The sequence below is a fragment of the Micromonospora sp. DT53 genome, assembly GCF_049841535.1.
In the GTDB taxonomy this organism is placed as follows: Bacteria; Actinomycetota; Actinomycetes; order Mycobacteriales; family Micromonosporaceae; genus Micromonospora.
The window spans coordinates 149,299-167,136 of sequence record NZ_JBNCKM010000003.1; the positions used below are offsets into that span (position 1 = coordinate 149,299).

At 70.1% G+C, this 17,838-nt stretch carries 13 protein-coding genes and 1 pseudogene; 11 read left to right on the forward strand and 3 right to left on the reverse strand.

Going from position 1 to position 17,838, the window contains the following annotated elements; all coding sequences use genetic code 11:
• Nucleotides 1-6 precede the first annotated feature (6 nt).
• Nucleotides 7-387 carry an IS200/IS605 family transposase gene (gene tnpA / locus ACLQ3B_RS12075; protein WP_425780879.1) on the reverse strand — a complete coding sequence of 127 codons (381 nt, stop codon included), beginning with the start codon at nt 385-387 and terminating at the stop codon, nt 7-9.
• Between tnpA and ACLQ3B_RS12080 the strand changes: the two genes are divergently transcribed.
• The gene (locus ACLQ3B_RS12080) at nt 375-1,529 is read left to right on the forward strand and encodes an RNA-guided endonuclease InsQ/TnpB family protein (protein WP_425780139.1); all 1,155 of its coding nucleotides are present in this window, start codon (nt 375-377) and stop codon (nt 1,527-1,529) included. The genes tnpA and ACLQ3B_RS12080 overlap by 13 nt on opposite strands.
• 34 nt (nt 1,530-1,563) lie before the next feature.
• Here the strand turns inward: ACLQ3B_RS12080 and ACLQ3B_RS12085 are convergent, their stop codons facing one another.
• Nucleotides 1,564-2,823, reverse strand: coding sequence for an Hsp70 family protein (locus tag ACLQ3B_RS12085; RefSeq protein ID WP_425780141.1), 1,260 nt, complete (start codon nt 2,821-2,823; stop codon nt 1,564-1,566).
• Between the two features lie 300 nt (nt 2,824-3,123).
• On the opposite strand from ACLQ3B_RS12085, the gene ACLQ3B_RS12090 reads away from it, so the two are divergent.
• From ACLQ3B_RS12090 to ACLQ3B_RS12120, 7 genes are all read left to right on the forward strand, one after another.
• Nucleotides 3,124-4,011 carry an IniB N-terminal domain-containing protein gene (locus ACLQ3B_RS12090; RefSeq protein WP_425780142.1) on the forward strand — a complete coding sequence of 296 codons (888 nt, stop codon included), beginning with the start codon at nt 3,124-3,126 and terminating at the stop codon, nt 4,009-4,011.
• Nucleotides 4,012-4,126: 115 nt separating this feature from the next.
• Complete coding sequence (locus tag ACLQ3B_RS12095; RefSeq protein ID WP_425780880.1) at nt 4,127-5,983, forward strand: dynamin family protein; 1,857 nt, start codon at nt 4,127-4,129, stop codon at nt 5,981-5,983.
• Nucleotides 5,980-7,440 carry a hypothetical protein gene (locus ACLQ3B_RS12100; protein WP_425780144.1) on the forward strand — a complete coding sequence of 487 codons (1,461 nt, stop codon included), beginning with the start codon at nt 5,980-5,982 and terminating at the stop codon, nt 7,438-7,440. Before ACLQ3B_RS12095 ends, ACLQ3B_RS12100 begins: the two co-directional genes overlap by 4 nt.
• Before the next feature lie 142 nt (nt 7,441-7,582).
• A complete protein-coding gene (locus tag ACLQ3B_RS12105; RefSeq protein ID WP_425780146.1) occupies nt 7,583-8,602 on the forward strand; it encodes an ABC transporter substrate-binding protein in 1,020 nt (339 codons plus the stop codon).
• Nucleotides 8,589-9,641, forward strand: coding sequence for a FecCD family ABC transporter permease (locus tag ACLQ3B_RS12110; protein WP_425780147.1), 1,053 nt, complete (start codon nt 8,589-8,591; stop codon nt 9,639-9,641). The genes ACLQ3B_RS12105 and ACLQ3B_RS12110 overlap by 14 nt, the downstream gene beginning before the upstream one ends.
• 4 nt (nt 9,642-9,645) lie before the next feature.
• Nucleotides 9,646-10,728: a FecCD family ABC transporter permease gene (locus ACLQ3B_RS12115; RefSeq protein WP_425780149.1), complete on the forward strand. Its 1,083-nt coding sequence runs from the start codon at nt 9,646-9,648 to the stop codon at nt 10,726-10,728.
• Nucleotides 10,725-11,498 carry an ABC transporter ATP-binding protein gene (locus ACLQ3B_RS12120; RefSeq protein ID WP_425780151.1) on the forward strand — a complete coding sequence of 258 codons (774 nt, stop codon included), beginning with the start codon at nt 10,725-10,727 and terminating at the stop codon, nt 11,496-11,498. The genes ACLQ3B_RS12115 and ACLQ3B_RS12120 overlap by 4 nt, the downstream gene beginning before the upstream one ends.
• A gap of 61 nt (nt 11,499-11,559) precedes the next feature.
• Here the strand turns inward: ACLQ3B_RS12120 and ACLQ3B_RS12125 are convergent, their stop codons facing one another.
• The gene (locus tag ACLQ3B_RS12125; protein ID WP_112678265.1) at nt 11,560-11,850 is read right to left on the reverse strand and encodes a DUF1540 domain-containing protein; all 291 of its coding nucleotides are present in this window, start codon (nt 11,848-11,850) and stop codon (nt 11,560-11,562) included.
• A 150-nt stretch (nt 11,851-12,000) separates the two neighbouring features.
• On the opposite strand from ACLQ3B_RS12125, the pseudogene ACLQ3B_RS12130 reads away from it, so the two are divergent.
• From ACLQ3B_RS12130 to ACLQ3B_RS12140, 3 genes and pseudogenes are all read left to right on the forward strand, one after another.
• A pseudogene (locus ACLQ3B_RS12130) lies at nt 12,001-12,099 on the forward strand (30S ribosomal protein S4); the annotation flags it as partial.
• A gap of 269 nt (nt 12,100-12,368) precedes the next feature.
• Nucleotides 12,369-16,304 (forward strand): ThuA domain-containing protein, encoded by a 3,936-nt coding sequence (locus ACLQ3B_RS12135; protein WP_425780153.1) that lies wholly within the window; start codon nt 12,369-12,371, stop codon nt 16,302-16,304.
• Between the two features lie 695 nt (nt 16,305-16,999).
• Nucleotides 17,000-17,659, forward strand: a complete 660-nt coding sequence (locus ACLQ3B_RS12140) for an HAD family hydrolase (RefSeq protein WP_425780155.1) — start codon at nt 17,000-17,002, stop codon at nt 17,657-17,659.
• Nucleotides 17,660-17,838 lie beyond the last annotated feature (179 nt).

Sequence of the window (17,838 nt, forward strand, 5' to 3'; positions counted from 1 at the left end):
ATGCTGTCAAGCGTTGCACTGGTTCTCGACATAGCGCCTGATGACCTCCAATGTTGCACCGCCAGTTGTGGCGACCGAGTAGCTGTTGGTCCGCAGGGTCGGTAACCGGGACTCGAGATGGGGGAACTCTTCACGCAGCAGCCGCGACGACCGCCCGTTGATTCTCTTGACGAGGCGGCCGCTGCCGTATTGCGGACCGCAGGCGACCAGTAGGTGCACGTGGCCGGGCATCGATTCGATGGTCTTGATGGAAGTGTCTCGCTCGGCGTGCACCTCGCGAATAATCTGCTCGAGCCGGTCGTCAACTGGTCCGGTGAGCACTGGCCTGCGGTACTTTGGGCACCACACGACCTGGTAGCTGCACAGTGGTGGGTGTGGTGGAGACAGTGCGGTACACCTATCGGCTGCGCCCCGGCTCGACCGCAGAGGCGGCGCTGCTCGCCGAATGGGGTCGCTGTCGGTGGTTGTGGAACGAAGCCGTGCATCAGCAGAAGATCGGCGCAAAGCCCACCTTTTGCAAGCTGTCGAAGCTGCTCACCGAGGCGCGTGGCAGGAACACCTGGCTGCGCGAGGGCTCCCAGGTGGTCCAGCAGCAGACCCTGCGCACCTACGCTTCGGCCTTGCAGGCTTCGTTCAAGATCAAGGGCCGAGGTCGGCCAACGATTAAGAAGCTCAAGAACACCCTGCCCAGCCTCGAATACACCCTGCGCGGATTTAAGATCCGTGCCCGCCGCCTGCGGCTGGCAGGTGGCATCGAGATCCCGGTGGTGTGGTCCCGTGAACTGGCGTCCGACCCGACCAGTGTGCGCGTCTACCAAGACAGCCTCGGCCACTGGTACGCCTCGTTTGTCGTCTGCCGCGAGGTATGCGCGGCACCGGCATCGTCCGGGGCGATCGGCATTGACTGGGGTGTGAAGACCACCGCCACCACCACCAATGCTCGGTTCGACCTGCCGCACCTCGGGCATCGCAAGCGGTGCGCCGCCGAGTTGGCCAGGGCGCAGCGGAAGATGGCCCGCCGACGCCGCCCAAAGGGTCACGCGCAGTCGAACGGTTACCGCAGAGCCAAGCGTGCTGCGGCGAAGCTGTACAAGAAGGCAGCCCGGCAGAACATTCACGACTCCCGCCAGTGGGCGAAATCCATCGTTGACAACCATCAGGTGATTGCCGTTGAGGACTTCAAGCCGAGGTTTCTTGCCAAGTCCACGATGGCGCGCAAGGTTGCCGACGCGGCGATCGGTGCAGCGAAGCGAGAGTTGGCCGAACGTGGTATGCGGACGGGTCGGAGGGTGGTGTTGGTGCCGCCCGCCTACACAACCATGACGTGCTCTGAGTGCGCTGTGAGAGCCAAGCAGCGCATCGGGTTGAACGTCAGAGTTTTCGAGTGCATGGCCTGCGGTTTCACCGCCGGCCGCGACCTCAACGCCGCGAGGACGATCCTCGCCACGGTAGAGCGCGACCGTGCCGGTGGTGACGACGTGAGACATGTGATCACCTCCCTTCGGGGAGTGGGGTCGAATGCGGTCTGAGCCGGAAATCCCCGGATTCATCCATGGGGGAGCGTTAACCTTCGCGTCCGCGGCTGCGGGCCAGCGCCAGGCGGGACGGCTTCGGCAGTTCCAGTGGGAGGACCCGGACCGGGGGCCGCGGTGGCGGATCGCCCAGAACGGTGTGATGGGGGCGGCGGGGCGCCGGCAGAGTGGCCCGACCGGCACCGCTGACCGGGGCCGCAACGCGGGCCGGCGCCGGCTGGCGAGGGCGTGGTGACACCATCTGACAGGCGGCCATCGCCGCACCGGTGGCGGCGGTCAACTGCGCGTCCGGCTCCACCTCGACGGGCACCGGCACTGCCGCGCTGATCAGCTCGGTCACGAGGGGGACCCGGGTGGAGCCACCGGCCAGCAGGACACCGTCGAGTTGCGCCGGCGTCAGGTCGGCACTGCGCACGGCCCGGAGCAGGAGGTCGACGGTGGCCTGCACCGTCGGGCGAATCATGGCCTCGAACTGCGCCCGGGTCACCGGCACCCGTGCCGGGCCGCTCGGCAGGGTCAGCACCACGTCGGCCGTGAGGTCGACGGTCAGCACCCGCTTGACCCGATCACACTCCGCGCGCAGTCCGCGCAGTGCGGCCTGGGCGCCGCGACGTCCGGTCGCGGCCAACTCCCGGGCCAGCACGGTACGAGAATGCTCGGCCAGCGCCTCGTCGAAGTCGGCCCCACCGATCGAGTCGAGACCCTGCGGGGTGCCGAACGTCTCGTAGGTGCCGCGTGGGGTGCGGCGCACCAGAGCGGCCTCGAAGCTGTTGCCCCCCAGCGCGTAGACCACTGCCGTGTCGCCCGCGAAGCCGCGTGCGGCGTGGCTCTCGGCCACGGTGACCGTGCGGGGTAGCAGCGTCACGTGCCGTAGACCGAGGTTCGACAGTGCCCGGTGCAGCACCTCCCGTCGGTAGGGGCGCCACCCCGCCGGGTGGCTGAGCACGATCGCCTCGGCCGCCTCGCCCTGCAGGGCGTGCACCCGTTCCACCACCCACGCCGCCAGCTCGGCGGTCAGCGTCTGCGGCGCGCACGGCTCGCCGCCGAGCAGCACCGGCACGTCGTCGCCGATCCGGTGGACGAAGTCCCGGGTGGTGCGGCTGCCGTCGTCGGTCGCGGGCTCGCCGACACGGAGCGAACCGTCCTCCGCCAGGCAGAGCACCGAGGGCATGAGAGGTGAGCCGGCGCTCAGCGGGACGGCCTCGGGACGTGTCCAGGTCGCGCCGCGTCGCCGTGCGACGACGGCGGCCGTGTTGCTGCTTCCGATGTCTATCCCCAGGACGTACGGCATCGTCTCTGTCTCTCCCCGTGAGTCGGCCGGTCGGTGGCGATGGCGTCGGCTGTCCGACGACCCACCCCCGGCGAACCCCGCGGGCTCCTACGTTCGTACCAGAGATCAGTCCCTGGTCGGGACCCTAATCTCGTCGGGACGGTTTCCCCCTCTCCCCCTAACGTACGAGGTGGCGGAGCCCCTAGTTCAACCGGCCCGGATGCGGGTTCAGCCCCGATGCCTGGGGGCGAGCCCCGGCAATAGCGTCGTTCCTGTCGACGTACGACACCCGCCAATGCCACATCCGAGGAGAACCGGCACATGGACTCGCAGCAGACGCTTCACGACTTCGTGCTCGACCTACTGACGAACCCGGACGCGCGGTCGGCCTTCGACCTCGACCCCGAGGGTGCGTTGCGGGGCGCCGGGCTCACCGACATCACCGCTGCGGACGTGCAGGACGTCGTGCCACTGGTCGTCGACTACGCGCCGGGGGCGGGCCTCGCGCCGCTGACCTCGCCGGTCGAGCAGCTCGGGCTGGACCCGCTGCTCACCGACACCACCGACGTGGTGGGGCAGCTGCAGAGCGTGGCGCAGCAGATCAGCGTCACCAGCTCGCCCACCGGCGTGGACGTCAAGGCCGGCGTGCTCGGCGCCATCGCGGTCGACCCGTCGACCGCAGCCGCCGGGGTGACCGTGCTGCCGGGCATCGGTCTGGGCATCGGTCCGTCCGGCCTCGACACCGACCTGGCCGGTGTCGCCGACGTGGCGCACACCCTCGACGCCGACGTGGTGCAGCCGGTGGACGCGATCGCGGACCCGGTGACCGGGGACGTCACCGGCACCGTCGGCGACCCGACCGGTCTGCTCGGCGTCACCGACTCGAATCTGATCGGCGGCGACCTGACCGGCGGTGTCCTCTCCGGCACCCACGGTCAGCTCGGCGGGGTCGTCAGCTCTCTCGGTGTCGACGACACCCTGGGTGGGCTGGGCCTCGGGCACGGCGACGGCGTCGTCGGCGGCGTGGTCCCGCCGCTGGACGTGTCGTCGACGGTGGGCGGCGTGACGCACCAGGTGGACAGCCTCCTCCCCGGTGTCACCGACACGGTCGGTGACGTGACCGGTGGGGTCACCGATGGTGTGCTCGGCGACGACTCACACGCCTCGTCCGATCACGGGCTGCTGGGTATCACCGGCGGTCTGCTCTGATCCGGATTTCCGGGCGGAGCGGAGGGTCGGATCGTCTCGGGCGATCCGGCCCTTCCCGGTTCCACATCCGGTCCCTCTTGATAATTGAGCCGAAATCCGCACACTTGGTGCGGTGATGGCCGGGATCTGGTTGGACGTGCTGGACGAGATCGCCCGCACGTGCACTGCGCACGGTCGTGGTGACCTGCTCCAGACGGTGCGCCAGAAGCGTGCGCAACTGCTGGACCCGACGCTGCGTGTCCTGGTCATCGGTGAGCCGAACCAGGGCAAGAGTCAGCTGATAAACGCGATCATCAACGCTCCGGCCTGTCCGGTCGGCGACGGCCGTACGACAGTCCTGCCGACCGTGGTGCAGCACGCCGAGGCGCCCACCGCGGCGGTGGCGCAGTCCGCGGCACCAGCCCCGGGCCACCCCACCGGCACCGGTGCCGCGGTGACGGTCGAGCGGACCCCGGTGGCGCTCAACCAGGTCGCGGCGGGCGTCGCCGGCCTCGTCGGGCGTCGGCCGGGCGGCGGCCCGGCGTACGTCGAGATCGGACTTCCCCGCGCCCTGCTCGGTGCCGGTCTGGTGCTTGTGGACACTCCCGGCACCGACGAGGTCGCTGGTATCGGCGCCGCCGCCTCGGTCGCCGCGCCCGCCCGCGCGGACACCGTGCTGCTGGTCTCGGACTCCAGCCGGGAGTTGTCGGTCGCCGAGCTGAACATGCTGCTGCACATCATGCGTTCGCATCCGAACGTGATAGTGGTGCAGAGCAAGACCGATCTGGTGGCGGACTGGCGTACCGTCGCTGAGCGCAACCGGCAGCACCTGGCCGAGGCGGGCGTCCCGGCGACGCTGATCCCGGTCTCGGCGGCGCTGCGACTGCGTGCCGCGGCGGCCGACGACCGTGCTCTGAACGCCGAGTCCGGTTTCCCCGCGCTGATCGCCCGCCTGCAACGCGACATGTCCGGCAAGGCCGACCACCTAGCCCGAGCTGCGGTACAGACGGTGGCGCGGACGGTCGTGGAGCAGCTGGCCGCGCCGCTGCGCGCCGAGTTGGCGACCCAGGAGGCCGAGGAGCAGTCCGGGCCGATCTCCCGGCTGCACGCCGCGCAGCGCGAGGTCGACGAGTTGCGCCGGTGCTCCACCCGTTGGCAGAACACGCTGACCGACGAGATCACCGACCTGCTCGCCGACCTCGAGTACGACCTGCGCGACCGGACCCGGCAGATCCTGCGCGCCGTGGACGAGGCGTTCGACACCGCCGATCCGTTGGTCGCCTGGGACACCTTCCAGGACTGGCTGGAGCGGAGCCTGGTGGAGGCGGCAGAGGCGAACCACGAGTGGTTGATCCAGCGCTGCGACTGGATCGCCCGGAGGGTGGCCGCCAACTTCGACAGGTACGGCTACGACGTGCTGCCGCCCTGGTCGATGACGATGCCGGACGACATCGGTGAGCGACTGCCCGAGCTGCAACGGCCGACGATCGACAGGTTCACCACCGGCCAGAAGTTGTTCACCGGCATGAAGGGCTCGTACGGCGGCATGCTGATGTTCGGTCTGGCGACCACCCTGGCCGGCATGCCGATGATCAATCCGGTCTCGGTCGGCATCGGGGCGCTCTTCGGCGGCAAGAGCATCCGCGACGAGAGCAAGCAGTTGCTCCGTCGCCGGCAGGCGACCGTCAAGACGGCCATCCAGCGGCATGTCGACGACTTCTTCGTCCGGATCATCCGCGACTGCCGCGACGCCGCCCGGCAGGTGCAGCGGATGCTGCGGGACCACTTCACGGGGCTGACCGAGGAGCTTCAGGAGGCCATCGTGCAGTCGTTCCGCAGCGCGAAGCAGGAGGCCGACACCGATGCCTCCCTGCGCGAGCAGCGGCAGCGCGAGATTCGGCTGAAGATGACCCGGTTGGCCGCTGTCTACGAGCAGGCGCAGCAGTTGACCGGCGCCCGCTCCGCCCCGCTGCTGCTGGAGCCGCAGGCATGACGGTGGGGGTGCGCCTGGATGAGGCGGCGTGGGGGTTGCTGCACCAGGCCATCGAGCTTTACCAGGACAATCCCCGGGCCGTCGCGGAGCTTCGGCATCAGGTGGCCCGGTTGGAGCAGCCGCTGCGGATCGCCATCGTCGGCCCGTGGCGATCGGGCAAGTCGACGGTGCTCAACGCGTTGATGGGCGAGGAGGTCGCGCCGGTCGAGCGGGCGGACGGCGCGTTCACCTGGTACGAGGACGGGGCCGCGCCGCACGCCACCGCGTACCCGGTCGGGCATCCACCGCAGGAGTTGGCAGTGGTGAAGTCGGCGACCGGGCTGCGGGTGGATCTGGGCTGGGGTGCGGGGGACGTGCGGGACATCGTGGTGCGGTGGCCGACGCGGGCGCTGCGCCAGATAACGCTTATCGACACCCCGGCGGTCGGCGGAGGTGCCGAGCAGGGCCGGGTGCCGGTGTTAGAGCGGGTCCTGCGGGATGCGGACGCGGTGTTGTACCTGACCCGCGACGGTCGCGACAGCGATCTGCGGGTGCTGGAGTCCGCACGGGACAGCGCGGTCGGGCAGTCGGCTCCGGTCAACGTGGTCATGGTGCTGTCCCGCGCCGACGAGACCGGTGGAGGTCGGATCGACGGCCTGCTCACGGCACGCCAGCTTGCCCGGCGGCACTACCGCGACCCGAGGGTGAACGCGCTGAGCGTCAACGTCGTGGCGTGCAGTGGAATGATCGGCCTGGCGGGCCGGATGCTCGGCGAGTCGGACTTCGCCGCGCTCGCGACCCTGGCCCAGGTGCCCCGGGCGGAACTGGACGCCCACCTCATCTCCGCCGACCGCTTCCTGCGCGGCGAGTTGCCCGTACGGCTGGATACCGAGGTGCGCGCCGCGCTGCTGGGTCGGTTCGGGGTCTTCGGTGTCCGGCTGGCGGCCACGCTGGTGCGCAGCGGGTTCGACAGCCGGGTGAAGCTCTCCGCCGAACTGATTCGGCGTAGCGGTCTCACCGAGCTGCGGGAGTCGGTGACGCGCTGTTTCATCGATCGCCGCGACGCGCTCAAGGCCCGGTCGGCGCTGGCCGCGGTGGAGGCGCTGCTGCGGGCCGAGCCCACCCGGGGGTCTGCCGAGCTGGTTGGCGCGGTGGAGCAGATCCTCGCCGGCGCGCACGAGTTCCGGGAGTTGCGCCTGCTTGTGGCGCTGCGCAACACACGGCTGGGGTTCGACGCGGAGCTGGCCGCGGAGGCGCAGCGGCTGGTCGGCGGCGACGGGGTGGGCCTCGCGGCTCGGCTCGGTGTCGAGCAGGAGACCGACGTGCGGCGGCTCTGGGAGGTCGCTTCCGACGCACAGTTGCGGTGGCGGGACCGGGCGGAGGATCCGCTGCTCCCGCTGGCGCAGCGGCGCGGGGCCCAGGTTGTCGTCCGCAGTTGCGAGGGCATGATCGCCGAGCTGGTGGCGGGCGGCCGCTGAGCGCGCCATCGCGGCGGTGGTTGACCGTCCTCCGAGGTGGGGGGCACCCCCCGGCATTGGCCAAAACTCGAAGCATTGGTTAGCCTAACCTAACTTTCGAGCCGGATGGCTCGCCTCTCTTCGAAAGATCGGGAACTTCACCATGCACTCATGGCGTCCGGTCCTGGCCGTCGCGGCGCTGAGCGCCGTCCTCGGCGGGCTCACCGGTTGTGGCAACGACACGAACACCGGTGAGCCCGCCGCTGCCACCGCCTCCGGCCCCTGGTCTTTCAACGACGGCTCGGGCGTGGTCGTCAAGGCGGACAAGACACCGACGCGGATCATCGCGCACGCCGGCGAGGCCGCGGCGCTGATGTCCTTCGGTATCAAGCCGGTCGGCGTCTACGCCGACGAGTCGGTCAAGACCGACCCCAACCTGAAGAACCTCGACCTCACCGGGATCCAGATCCTCGGCGAGGAGTGGGGCAAGATCGACGTGGAGAAGGCCGCCGCTCTGCGTCCGGACCTGATCGTCGGCGACTGGTGGCCGGCCGAGAAGGCGCACAGCGGCATGGAGGAGGGCGTCGACGAGAAGAGCAAGAAGCTCGCCGAACTGGCCCCCGTCGTCGGCGTCACGCAGGGCAAGTCGATCGTCACGCTGGCCGAGGGGTACGAGGATCTCGCCGAGAGCCTCGGCGCCGACGTGGCCAGCCCGCAGATCGCGGCGAACAAGAAGCGTTTCGAGGAGGCGGTGACCGCGTTCAAGGCGGCCACCTCGGCCAAGCCGAACCTGACGGTCGCGGCGATGTCCCCCTCGACGGAGAAGGTCTACGTCGCGAACCCCGAGTACGCGCCCGAGCTGCTGGACCTGCAGACCTGGGGCCTGAAGGTGATCAACCCGGTCAGCCCGGACCCGGCCTTCCCGTACTGGGAGAACCTCAGCTGGGAGAACGCCGACACGTACCAGCCGGACCTGATCCTGTGGGACGGCCGATCCTTCACGCCCACCGCCAACGCGGAGTGGGGCACGAAGCAGCCGACCTGGTTCAAGATCACGGCAGCCAAGGTGGGTGCCACCGTCTCCTGGCCGGCGTTCTGGCTGCACACGTACGGGGACTTCGCCACCGAGCTGGACAAGCTGACCCAGGCGGTCAAGGCCGCTGATCCGAATGTCGGCAACTAGCCGGATCGGGACGCGCACCTCGACGGGAGGCGGGCGGCGAGCCTCTGCCCTCGGGTCGGGGCTCGCCGTCCTCTGTGTGCTCCTCGTCCTCGTCGGCTTTCTGAGCGTGACCTTGGGTTCGCGTGCGATCGGGCTGTCCGAGGTGCTGCACGCCCTGTTCAGCCTGGACGGCGACGGGCCGATCAGCAGCACCGTCACGCTGCAGATGCGCGTACCCCGCACGCTGCTCGGCATCCTGGTCGGCGCCGCGCTCGGTGTGGCCGGGGCGATCCTGCAGGGCGTCACCCGCAACCCGCTGGCGGACGCCGGGATCCTGGGTATCAACTCCGGCGCCGCCGCGTTCGTGGTCCTCGCCATCACGGTGCTCGGTGTGCGTGGCGTCGGCGTCTACGTCTGGTTCGCCTTCGCCGGCGCGATCGCGGCGCTCGCCCTGGTGTACGCGGTCGCCTCGTTCGGCCGGGAGGGCGCCACCCCGGTGAAACTCGCACTGGCGGGCGCGGCGGTCACCGCCGGCCTGGCCTCGGTCACCAGCGGCATCGTGATGACGAACGTGGACGCTCTCAACGAGCTGCGGTTCTGGCAGGTGGGGTCGCTCGCCGGCCGGTACACCCCGATCCTGACCGGGGTCGCGCCGTTCCTGCTGATCGGTCTCGTCGCGGCGCTGGGCTTCGGGCGGGCCATCAACGGCCTCGCGCTCGGCGAGGACGTCGCGCGTGGCCTCGGCCAGAACGTGACACGTACCCGCGCGGCCGCCTTCGCCGTGGTCGCGATCCTCGCCGGTGCCGCCACCGCCGCCTGCGGACCGATCGTCTTCGTCGGCCTCGTCGTGCCGCACCTGGCGCGGTTCATCTGCGGCCCCGACTACCGCTGGATCCTGCCGTACTCGATGCTGCTGGCACCCATCGTCCTGCTCCTCGCCGACGTGCTCGGCCGGATGGCCGCCGCCCCCGACGAGGTTCAGGTAGGCGTGGTCCTCGGGCTGATCGGCGCCCCCGCCTTCATCGCGATCGTGCGCTACGGCCGGCTGTCGGAGGTGTGAGCCGATGACGACAACGACAACGACAGCGACAACGAGTGACGTCCGCGCGGCCACGTCCGGTACGGCGGCGGCGTTGCGCGCCAACCGGAGGCGTCGAGCCGGCCGGTCCATCGTGGTGACCTGCGCCCTGACCGCGACGGTCGCCGCCCTCTTCGTGCTCACCATGATGGTGGGCAGCTTCCGCATCGGCGCCGGGGAGGTCGTCGCCTCGGTCCTGCACCTGTCCGACAATCCCGGCGTCGACTTCGTCGTCCGTGGCCTGCGGCTGCCGACCGCGGCCGCCGCCGTGACTGTCGGGCTGGCCCTCGGCGCGTCCGGGACGATCTTCCAACAGTTGCTGCGTAACCCCCTCGCGTCCCCGGACTTCGTGGGGATCACCTCGGGGGCGGGGCTGGCGGCCGTCACCGGGATCGTGCTCCTGCAGGCCGGTGGTCTCGTCGTCAGCGGCCTCGCCCTCGGTGGCGCGGTCGTCGCCGCCCTGGCGATGTACGTGCTGGCCTGGCGCGACGGCGTCAGCGGCTACCGCTTCATCCTCATCGGTATCGGAGTGGCGGTCTTCTTCGAGGGCCTGGTCGGCTACGTGCTCAGCCGAGCGCAGCTCTTCGAGGCCCGCCAGGCCATGCACTGGCTGGTCGGGTCGGTCGGGCAGGCCAGCAGCACTGAGCTGTGGACGCTCACCGGCGCCCTGGTGGTCCTGCTGCCGGTCGCCACGCTGCTGCAACGGCCACTGGGCGCCCTCGCACTCGGTGACGACGCCGCCCGGACGCTGGGTGTCCGGGCCGAGCTCAGCCGGGCCGGGCTGCTCGGCACCGCCGTCGTGTTGGTGGCCCTGGCGGTGTCCGTGGCGGGCCCGATCGCCTTCGTCGCCCTGGTGGCCGGGCCGATCGCCAACCGACTCCTCGGCCCCGCGGCCCGGGGCGTCCTGCCCGCCGCACTGGTCGGTGCCGCGCTGCTGCTCACCGCCGACCTCGTCGCCGTGCACCTGTTGCCCACGCCGTTGCCCACCGGCGTGGTGACGGGCGCTGTTGGCGCGCCCTACCTGCTGTGGCTGCTGGCCACCACCAACCGACAAGGATCGGGTGGATGACCCGACTACGCGCCGAGGGCCTCACCCTCGGCTACGACGACCGGACCATCGTCGACCACCTCGACGTCGCCGTGCTCGACGGCAAGGTCACCGCGATCGTCGGCGCCAACGCCTGCGGCAAGTCCACCCTGCTCCGCGGCCTGGCCCGACTGCTGGCACCGCGCGACGGCACCGTCCTGCTCGACGACGAACCCCTCGCCGGCCTGCGCAACGTCGACGTGGCCAAGGTGCTCGGGCTGCTCCCGCAGACCCCCGTCGCGCCGGACGGCATCACCGTCGCCGACCTGGTGGCCCGCGGTCGCTACCCCCATCAGGGGTGGTTTCGACGGTTCAGTGGCGACGACCACGACGCCGTCGCCCGGGCCCTCGACGCCACCGGCACCGCGGATCTGATCGACCGTCCGATCCGGGAGTTGTCCGGCGGCCAACGCCAACGGGTCTGGGTCGCCATGGCCCTGGCGCAGGACACCGACCTGCTGCTGCTCGACGAACCCACCACCTACCTGGACATCAACCACCAGGTCGAGCTGCTGCGGCTGCTGCGGAAACTGAACGCGGAGTCCGGCAAGACCATCGTCATCGTCATGCACGACCTCAACCTGGCCTGCCGTTACTGCGACCACCTCATCGCGATGTCCGGCGGTGCGATCGTCGCCGAGGGAGCGCCTGTCGACGTGGTCACCGGCGACCTCGTCGAGCAGGTCTTCGGTCTCAGCTGCCTCGTCGTACCCGATCCGATCGCCGGCACGCCGATGATCGTCCCCGGGTAGGCGGCCTCAGACGCGATTGGGGACGGCCGTGACGGCCGTCCCCAACCTGTTCGCGCCGGGCTCAGCGCGGCTCGTACGTCTGACAGTCCGCGATGTCCTGACCCGGACCCACCCGGATGGACGGTGCGTGGCACTCCAACTCGGCGTTGTGCTGGCAGTCGTCCCGCTTGCAGGCCCCGACCTGGGCGATGACCCGGTCCAGCCCACCCTTCGCCGAGGTGTCGATGAAGGTGGCGCAACTGGCGTTCTGCTGCCCGATGGTGATGGCGAACGCGTGGCAGCCGTCGTGGTTGTAGCCGCAGTCGGTGACCGTGCACTCGTGTACCCGCGGCATCTCCAGCATGTCGGTCATGGCGATCTCGCTTCCGTCGGTGGTCATCTCCATACCCGGCTCCGGCGGGACAACTCCCTATCAGCCGCCTTTTCGGGGACAATTTGCATAGGCCAGCCTTCCCTAACCACAAACGATGACGCCGATCGTCAGCGGGCGTGCCAGCCCCCGCAGCCCGGTGACGTCATCGCGGTGGCGGAACGCAGTCGGAGCAAGGCGCCGTTCGTCGTCGCGGCGGCCGGAGCGCACGCGCCGGAACGTGTCGCCCCTATCTCACGCTGACCGAGGTGTGCGGCAGGGCCCCGCGTGCAGACGACAGGCGCCGGGGCCCTGCGCGTGTGGATCGCGGCCCGAAAACCGTTATTCGATCTCACTTCGCACGGTCGCCCCTGACCTGCGGAGATAACGCTCTCACGGATGGTGGGAGAGTGCTTGACGCGCCCGTGATCCGGACGCAACGATGCATTCACATATCTCGTCCCACCACCGCCAGGCGTGATCGGCGCACGCCGTCCCCCGCACCGCGAAAGGACCCCACCGTGCGCAGATCCCTGAGATCGTGGCTCGGCCTCGCGCTGAGCGCGATCCTCGTGGCGGGCGGCATCGTCGCCTCGCCACCCACAGCCAGCGCCGCGCCGTTCACCGTGCTGGTCTTCAGCAAGACCGCCGGATTCCGACACGGCTCCATCACCCCGGGCATCGCCGCGATCCAGCAGCTCGGCGCGGCCAACGGCTTCACCGTCGAGGCCACCGAGGACGCCGCCCAGTTCACCGACGCCAACCTGGACCGGTTCGCGGCGGTGATCTGGCTCTCCACCACCGGCGACGTGCTCAACGCCGCCCAGCAGGCCGCGTTCGAGCGCTACATCCAGGGCGGCGGCGGCTATGTGGGGGTGCACTCCGCCTCCGACACCGAGTACGACTGGCCCTGGTACGGGGGACTGGTCGGGGCGTACTTCGCCTCGCACCCGGCCGAGCAGAACGTCACAGTGAAGGTCGCCGACCAGGTGCACCCGTCCACCGCGACGTTGCCGCAGCGGTGGAGCCGGTTCGACGAGCTGTACAACTACCGCACCAACCCCCGGGGTAACGCGCACGTGCTGGCCACCCTGGACGAGAGCACCTACACCGGCGGGAGCATGGGCGCCGACCACCCGATCTCCTGGTGTCAGAACTACTCCGGCGGTCGCGCCTGGTACACCGGCCTCGGGCACACCGACGCGTCGTACACCGAGGCGAACTTTCGGCAGCACCTGCTCGGCGGCATCCGCACGGCCGCCGGCGCTGTCGACGCCGACTGCGGCCCCACCGTCACCAGCAGCTTCCAGCAGGTGGAGCTGGCCAAGGGCGCGGCCGAGACCGGCGAACCGATGAGCCTCACCGTCCTGCCGGACCGGGGCGTGCTGCACACCTCCCGCAACGGCGTGATCCGGCACACCGACGCCGCCGGCAACACCAAGATCGCCGCCACCCTGCCGGTCTACACCGGCGACGAGGAGGGCCTGCAGGGCATCAAGGCCGACCCGAACTTCGCCACCAACCGCTGGGTGTACGCCTACTTCGCCCCACCACTGAGCACACCCGGCGGAGGTGCACCCGCCGAGGGCACCCCGGCGCAGTTCGCCGCCTGGGACGGCGTCAACCGGCTGGCCCGCTTCACCGTGAACGCGGACAACACCATCAACCTGGCCAGCGAGACGCTGATCCTCAACGTGCCGACCAGCCGCGGCATGTGCTGCCACGTCGGCGGTGACATGGACTTCGACGCGGCCGGCAACCTCTATCTGTCCACAGGTGACGACACCAACCCGTTCGACTCGGCCGGCTTCACCCCGATCGACGAGCGGTCCGGGCGCAACCCGGCGTTCGACGCGCAGCGCACCTCGGCGAACAGCAACGACCTGCGCGGCAAGGTCCTCCGGATCAGGCCGAGCGCGGCCGGCGGCTACACCATCCCGGCCGGCAACATGTTCGCGCCGGGCACCGCGCGGACCCGCCCGGAGGTCTACGCGATGGGCTTCCGCAACCCGTTCCGGATGAGCGTGGACAAGGCCACCGGCATCGTCTACCTCGGTGACTACGGCCCCGACGCGGGCACCGCCGACCCGAACCGGGGCCCGGCCGGCAACGTGGAGTTCGCCCGGATCGATCGGCCCGGCTTCTACGGCTGGCCGTACTGCACCGCCCGCAACGACGCCTACAACGACTACACCTTCCCGTCCGGGCCGTCCGGAGCGAAGTTCGACTGCGCCGGTGGGCCGGTGAACACCTCGCCCAACAACACAGGCATCACCCAGCTGCCCCCGGCCGTCCCGGCCTGGTTGCCGTACGGCGGCTCCGGCTCGCCGCCGGAGTTCACCGGCGGTGGCCTGTCGCCGATGGGCGGACCCGTCTACCGGTACGACCCGAACAACACCTCGCCCGTGGCGTTCCCCGAGTACTACGACGGGACCTACTTCGCCGGTGAGTTCGGTCGCCGCTGGATCAAGAACATCAAGCTCGACGCGTCCGGCCAACCCCTGAAGATCAACCCGTTCCCGTGGACCGGCACCCAGGTCATGGACATGGAGTTCGGCCCGGACGGCGCGCTCTACGTGCTCGACTACGGCACCGGATGGTTCAACGGCGACGCGAACTCGGCGCTCTACCGCATCGAGTACGCCCGCGAGGGCAGAGCGCCCGTCGCCAAGGTGTCGGCGACCCCGACGAGTGGCACCGCGCCGCTGACAGTGGCCTTCTCCTCGGCCGGCACCCTCGACCCGGACGGCGACCCGTTCACCTACGCCTGGGACTTCGACAACAACGGCACCACCGACTCGACGGCCGCGAACCCGAGCTTCACGTACACCACAAACGGGACCCGCAGCCCCACGCTGACGGTCCGGGACACCACCGGCAAGACGGCCACCGCGAGCGTGGTCGTCACGGTCGGCAACAGCGCCCCGGTGGTCACCGTGAACACCCCGTTGAACGGGCAGACCTTCACCTTCGGGGACGCGGTGCCGTTCACCGTCACCGTCACCGACGCCCAGGACGGCGCGATCAACTGCGCCCGGGTGAAGGTGAACTACGTCCTCGGCCACGACTCGCACGGCCACCAACTCGGCAGCGTGCAGGGCTGCACCGGGGTCATCCAGACCTCGGCCGACGGCGAGCACGACACGGCGGCGAACATCTTCGGCATCATCGACGCCGAGTACACCGACCTGGGCGGGGGCGGCCAGCCGGCGCTGACCACGCACACCCAGGCGGTGCTGCAACCGCGCGTACGCCAGGCCGAGCACTTCGGTGACTCGTCAGGCGTCCAGGTCGTCGCCGGCGCGGCCGGACACGGCGGCGCGGCGGTCGGCTACGTCGACAACAACGACTGGATCTCGTTCCGCCCCTACAACCTGACCGGCGTCCAGTCGTTCAGCGCCCGGGTCGGCGCACCGGCCGGCGGTGGCGGCACGTTGGAGTTGCGAGTCGACTCGCCCACCGGGCAACTTGTCGGTTCGGCGACCGTGGTGCCCACCGGCGGGTACGCCAACTTCGCCACGGTCACCGGTGGCGTCACCGCCCCGACCGGCACCCGGACACTGTTCCTGGTGTTCAAGGGCACCGGCCCGTACTTCGACATCGACGAGTTCACCCTCTCCACCAGCACCGGCGGGCCCGGGCCGGACCCGGACCCGGATCCCGAGCCGGGCGCCAACCTGGCCCGGGGCAAGCCGGCGCGCGCGTCCAGCTTCGAGGGCGCGTTCGGCGCGGGCAACGCGTTCGACGGCGCGGCCGGCACCCGGTGGGGCAGCGCCTTCGGTGACCCCCAGTGGATCGACGTGGACCTCGGCGCCACGTACGCCATCAACCGGGTCAAGCTGACCTGGGAGGCGGCGTACGGCAGCGGATACCAGATCCAGACCTCGCCGGACGGGGTCACCTTCACCACGATCCGTACGGTGACCGGTGGCGACGGCGGGGTGGACGACCTGACCGGGCTCAGCGGGTCCGGCCGGTACGTCCGGCTTCTCGGCACCACCCGGGGATCCGCCTGGGGCTACTCGCTGTTCGAGTTCGAGGTGTACGGCGGCACCGGGGGCCCGACCGGCGGCAACCTGCTGCTGAACAAACCCACGTCGACGTCCAGCAACGAGGGGGCCGACGTGTCCGGCGCCCAGGCCGTCGACGGCAGCCCTGCCACCCGCTGGTCGAGCACGTTCTCCGACCCGCAGTGGATCCGGGTGGACCTCGGCAGCGCCACCGCGATCGGCCGGGTCAAGCTGAGCTGGGAGGCGGCGTACAGCAGCGCGTACCAGATCCAGACCTCGAACGACGGCACCACCTGGACCACAGTGAAGACGGTGACCGGGGCCGACGGCGGCGTGGACGAGCACGCCGCCCTCGGTGCCAACGGCCGCTACCTGCGGATCTACGGCACCGCCCGGGGCACCGGGTATGGCCACTCACTCTGGGAGGTGGAGGCGTACAGCAGCTGAACCACCACCCGAGTCCGCCCCCCACCGCCGATCGGGCGGTGGGGGGCGGACTCGCCTCGATCACGTGATGCTCAGCAGCTCCGAGGCCCGTCTGACAACTACTCCTCATCAAGTGATCACGGTGCGACCCTGCGCGTCGTCCGCCCCGACGGGTGGCGGGTCTTCAATCGGTCCTTCGCCCACCGCAGTTCCGCGCAGCCGTCCGGCCGGCGGTGCCGGCACGATCCCTGCGCCCGGTGCTGCGCGATGGTCGGTCGGGCCAACATCGGCACCCACACCGACCGGGGCAACTCCCCGCTCGATCACCTGCGGTGCGCCTTGAGCGTGTCCCGCGCCCAGGTCAACATCTCGCACTCGCCGTCCCGGCACTGCGCGCAGCCACCGAGCTTGTCGGCTATCTCTTTCATGGCGGCGCGGGGTCGGTTCAGCTCCTGCGCAACGGCCAGCGTCGCGTACGCCGCGCCGTACTGGCGTAGGTCATCGGCCTCCAGCTTGCCCCCGAGCTGTCGTCGCCGTTCCGGTAACTCCTGGCGGTCCTGGCTGAGCGGAGCTGATGCGGCGCGGGAAGCTGATGCCGTGGATCAGTGGATGTGATGCCGCTCAAGGGTCTGATGCGCTCGCGACCCAGCGCTTGGCAGCCGCCAGCATGAGGTGATTGCCCGGGAGCCCCACGCCTGACGGGTATTGTCTCGGCCATGATCCGTGGAGCGGTGTTCTTTGATGTCGATGGAACGCTGACACCGACCAGTAGCGGCCAGCACCTCGCCGAGCTCGTCGGCAATGCCAAGGAGATCGCACAAATACAAGCCGGCTACGCAGACGGCACCTTGAGCAGTGACGAGGCGTGCGTGCTCGAAGCTCGTGGGTGGGCAAGCAGAACACCCGCTGAAGCACACGCGTTTCTGGAGTCGATGCCGCTGGTGGACGGCATCGCGGAGACGGTTTCGTGGTGCCGGGCCCACTCGCTCGTGCCGGTACTGAGCACGCTGGCCTGGGACTTCGTCGGCACCTACCTGTGCAGCCGCTTCGGCTTCGACCGAGCGTGCGGACCACGCTTGCACATGGTCGACGGCCGCTACAGCGGCGAGGTCGCCGAGCAGTTCGACGAGCACGCCAAGCGTGATTTCGCGATCAGGACGGCCACCGAGTTGGGTGTCGAACTCCGGCACTGCGCGGCCATCGGCGACGGGCGCTCGGATGTACCGCTGTTCGGCGTGGTCGGCTGCGCCATCGCATTCAACGCGACCCCCGAAGCTCGTGCCGCCGCCAGCGAAACGGTAAACGGCCCTGACCTCTACGCCGTCGCGCCCGCCCTCAGCGCCTGGCTGGACACCATCACCGTGCCCGCTAGCTAACAAGCGGATCAAACGCTGGAGAAGCGTCCTCTCGGAACTTGCGCAACCGGTACGTCAGCGAGAGAGAACACGAGCCTTCCGCCCCCTGCCCTCCGAGTGCTTCCGGCGCCAGTGAGAGTCGTCAGTCGGCGAACGCCAGCCCGACCACGCACTGATCCGGATGCGGGGCACCCGGCCGG

Bases quoted from the DNA above. Each gene is read 5' to 3' on its own strand.
- ACLQ3B_RS12125 (WP_112678265.1), bottom strand. From the start codon at position 11,850: ATGACCGACATGCTGGAGATGCCGCGGGTACACGAGTGCACGGTCACC.
- ACLQ3B_RS12140 (WP_425780155.1), top strand. From the start codon at position 17,000: ATGATCCGTGGAGCGGTGTTCTTTGATGTCGATGGAACGCTGACACCG.
- ACLQ3B_RS12100 (WP_425780144.1), top strand. From the start codon at position 5,980: ATGACGGTGGGGGTGCGCCTGGATGAGGCGGCGTGGGGGTTGCTGCAC.
- ACLQ3B_RS12090 (WP_425780142.1), top strand. From the start codon at position 3,124: ATGGACTCGCAGCAGACGCTTCACGACTTCGTGCTCGACCTACTGACG.
- ACLQ3B_RS12085 (WP_425780141.1), bottom strand. From the start codon at position 2,823: ATGCCGTACGTCCTGGGGATAGACATCGGAAGCAGCAACACGGCCGCC.
- ACLQ3B_RS12115 (WP_425780149.1), top strand. From the start codon at position 9,646: ATGACGACAACGACAACGACAGCGACAACGAGTGACGTCCGCGCGGCC.
- ACLQ3B_RS12120 (WP_425780151.1), top strand. From the start codon at position 10,725: ATGACCCGACTACGCGCCGAGGGCCTCACCCTCGGCTACGACGACCGG.
- ACLQ3B_RS12105 (WP_425780146.1), top strand. From the start codon at position 7,583: ATGCACTCATGGCGTCCGGTCCTGGCCGTCGCGGCGCTGAGCGCCGTC.
- ACLQ3B_RS12095 (WP_425780880.1), top strand. From the start codon at position 4,127: ATGGCCGGGATCTGGTTGGACGTGCTGGACGAGATCGCCCGCACGTGC.
- ACLQ3B_RS12110 (WP_425780147.1), top strand. From the start codon at position 8,589: ATGTCGGCAACTAGCCGGATCGGGACGCGCACCTCGACGGGAGGCGGG.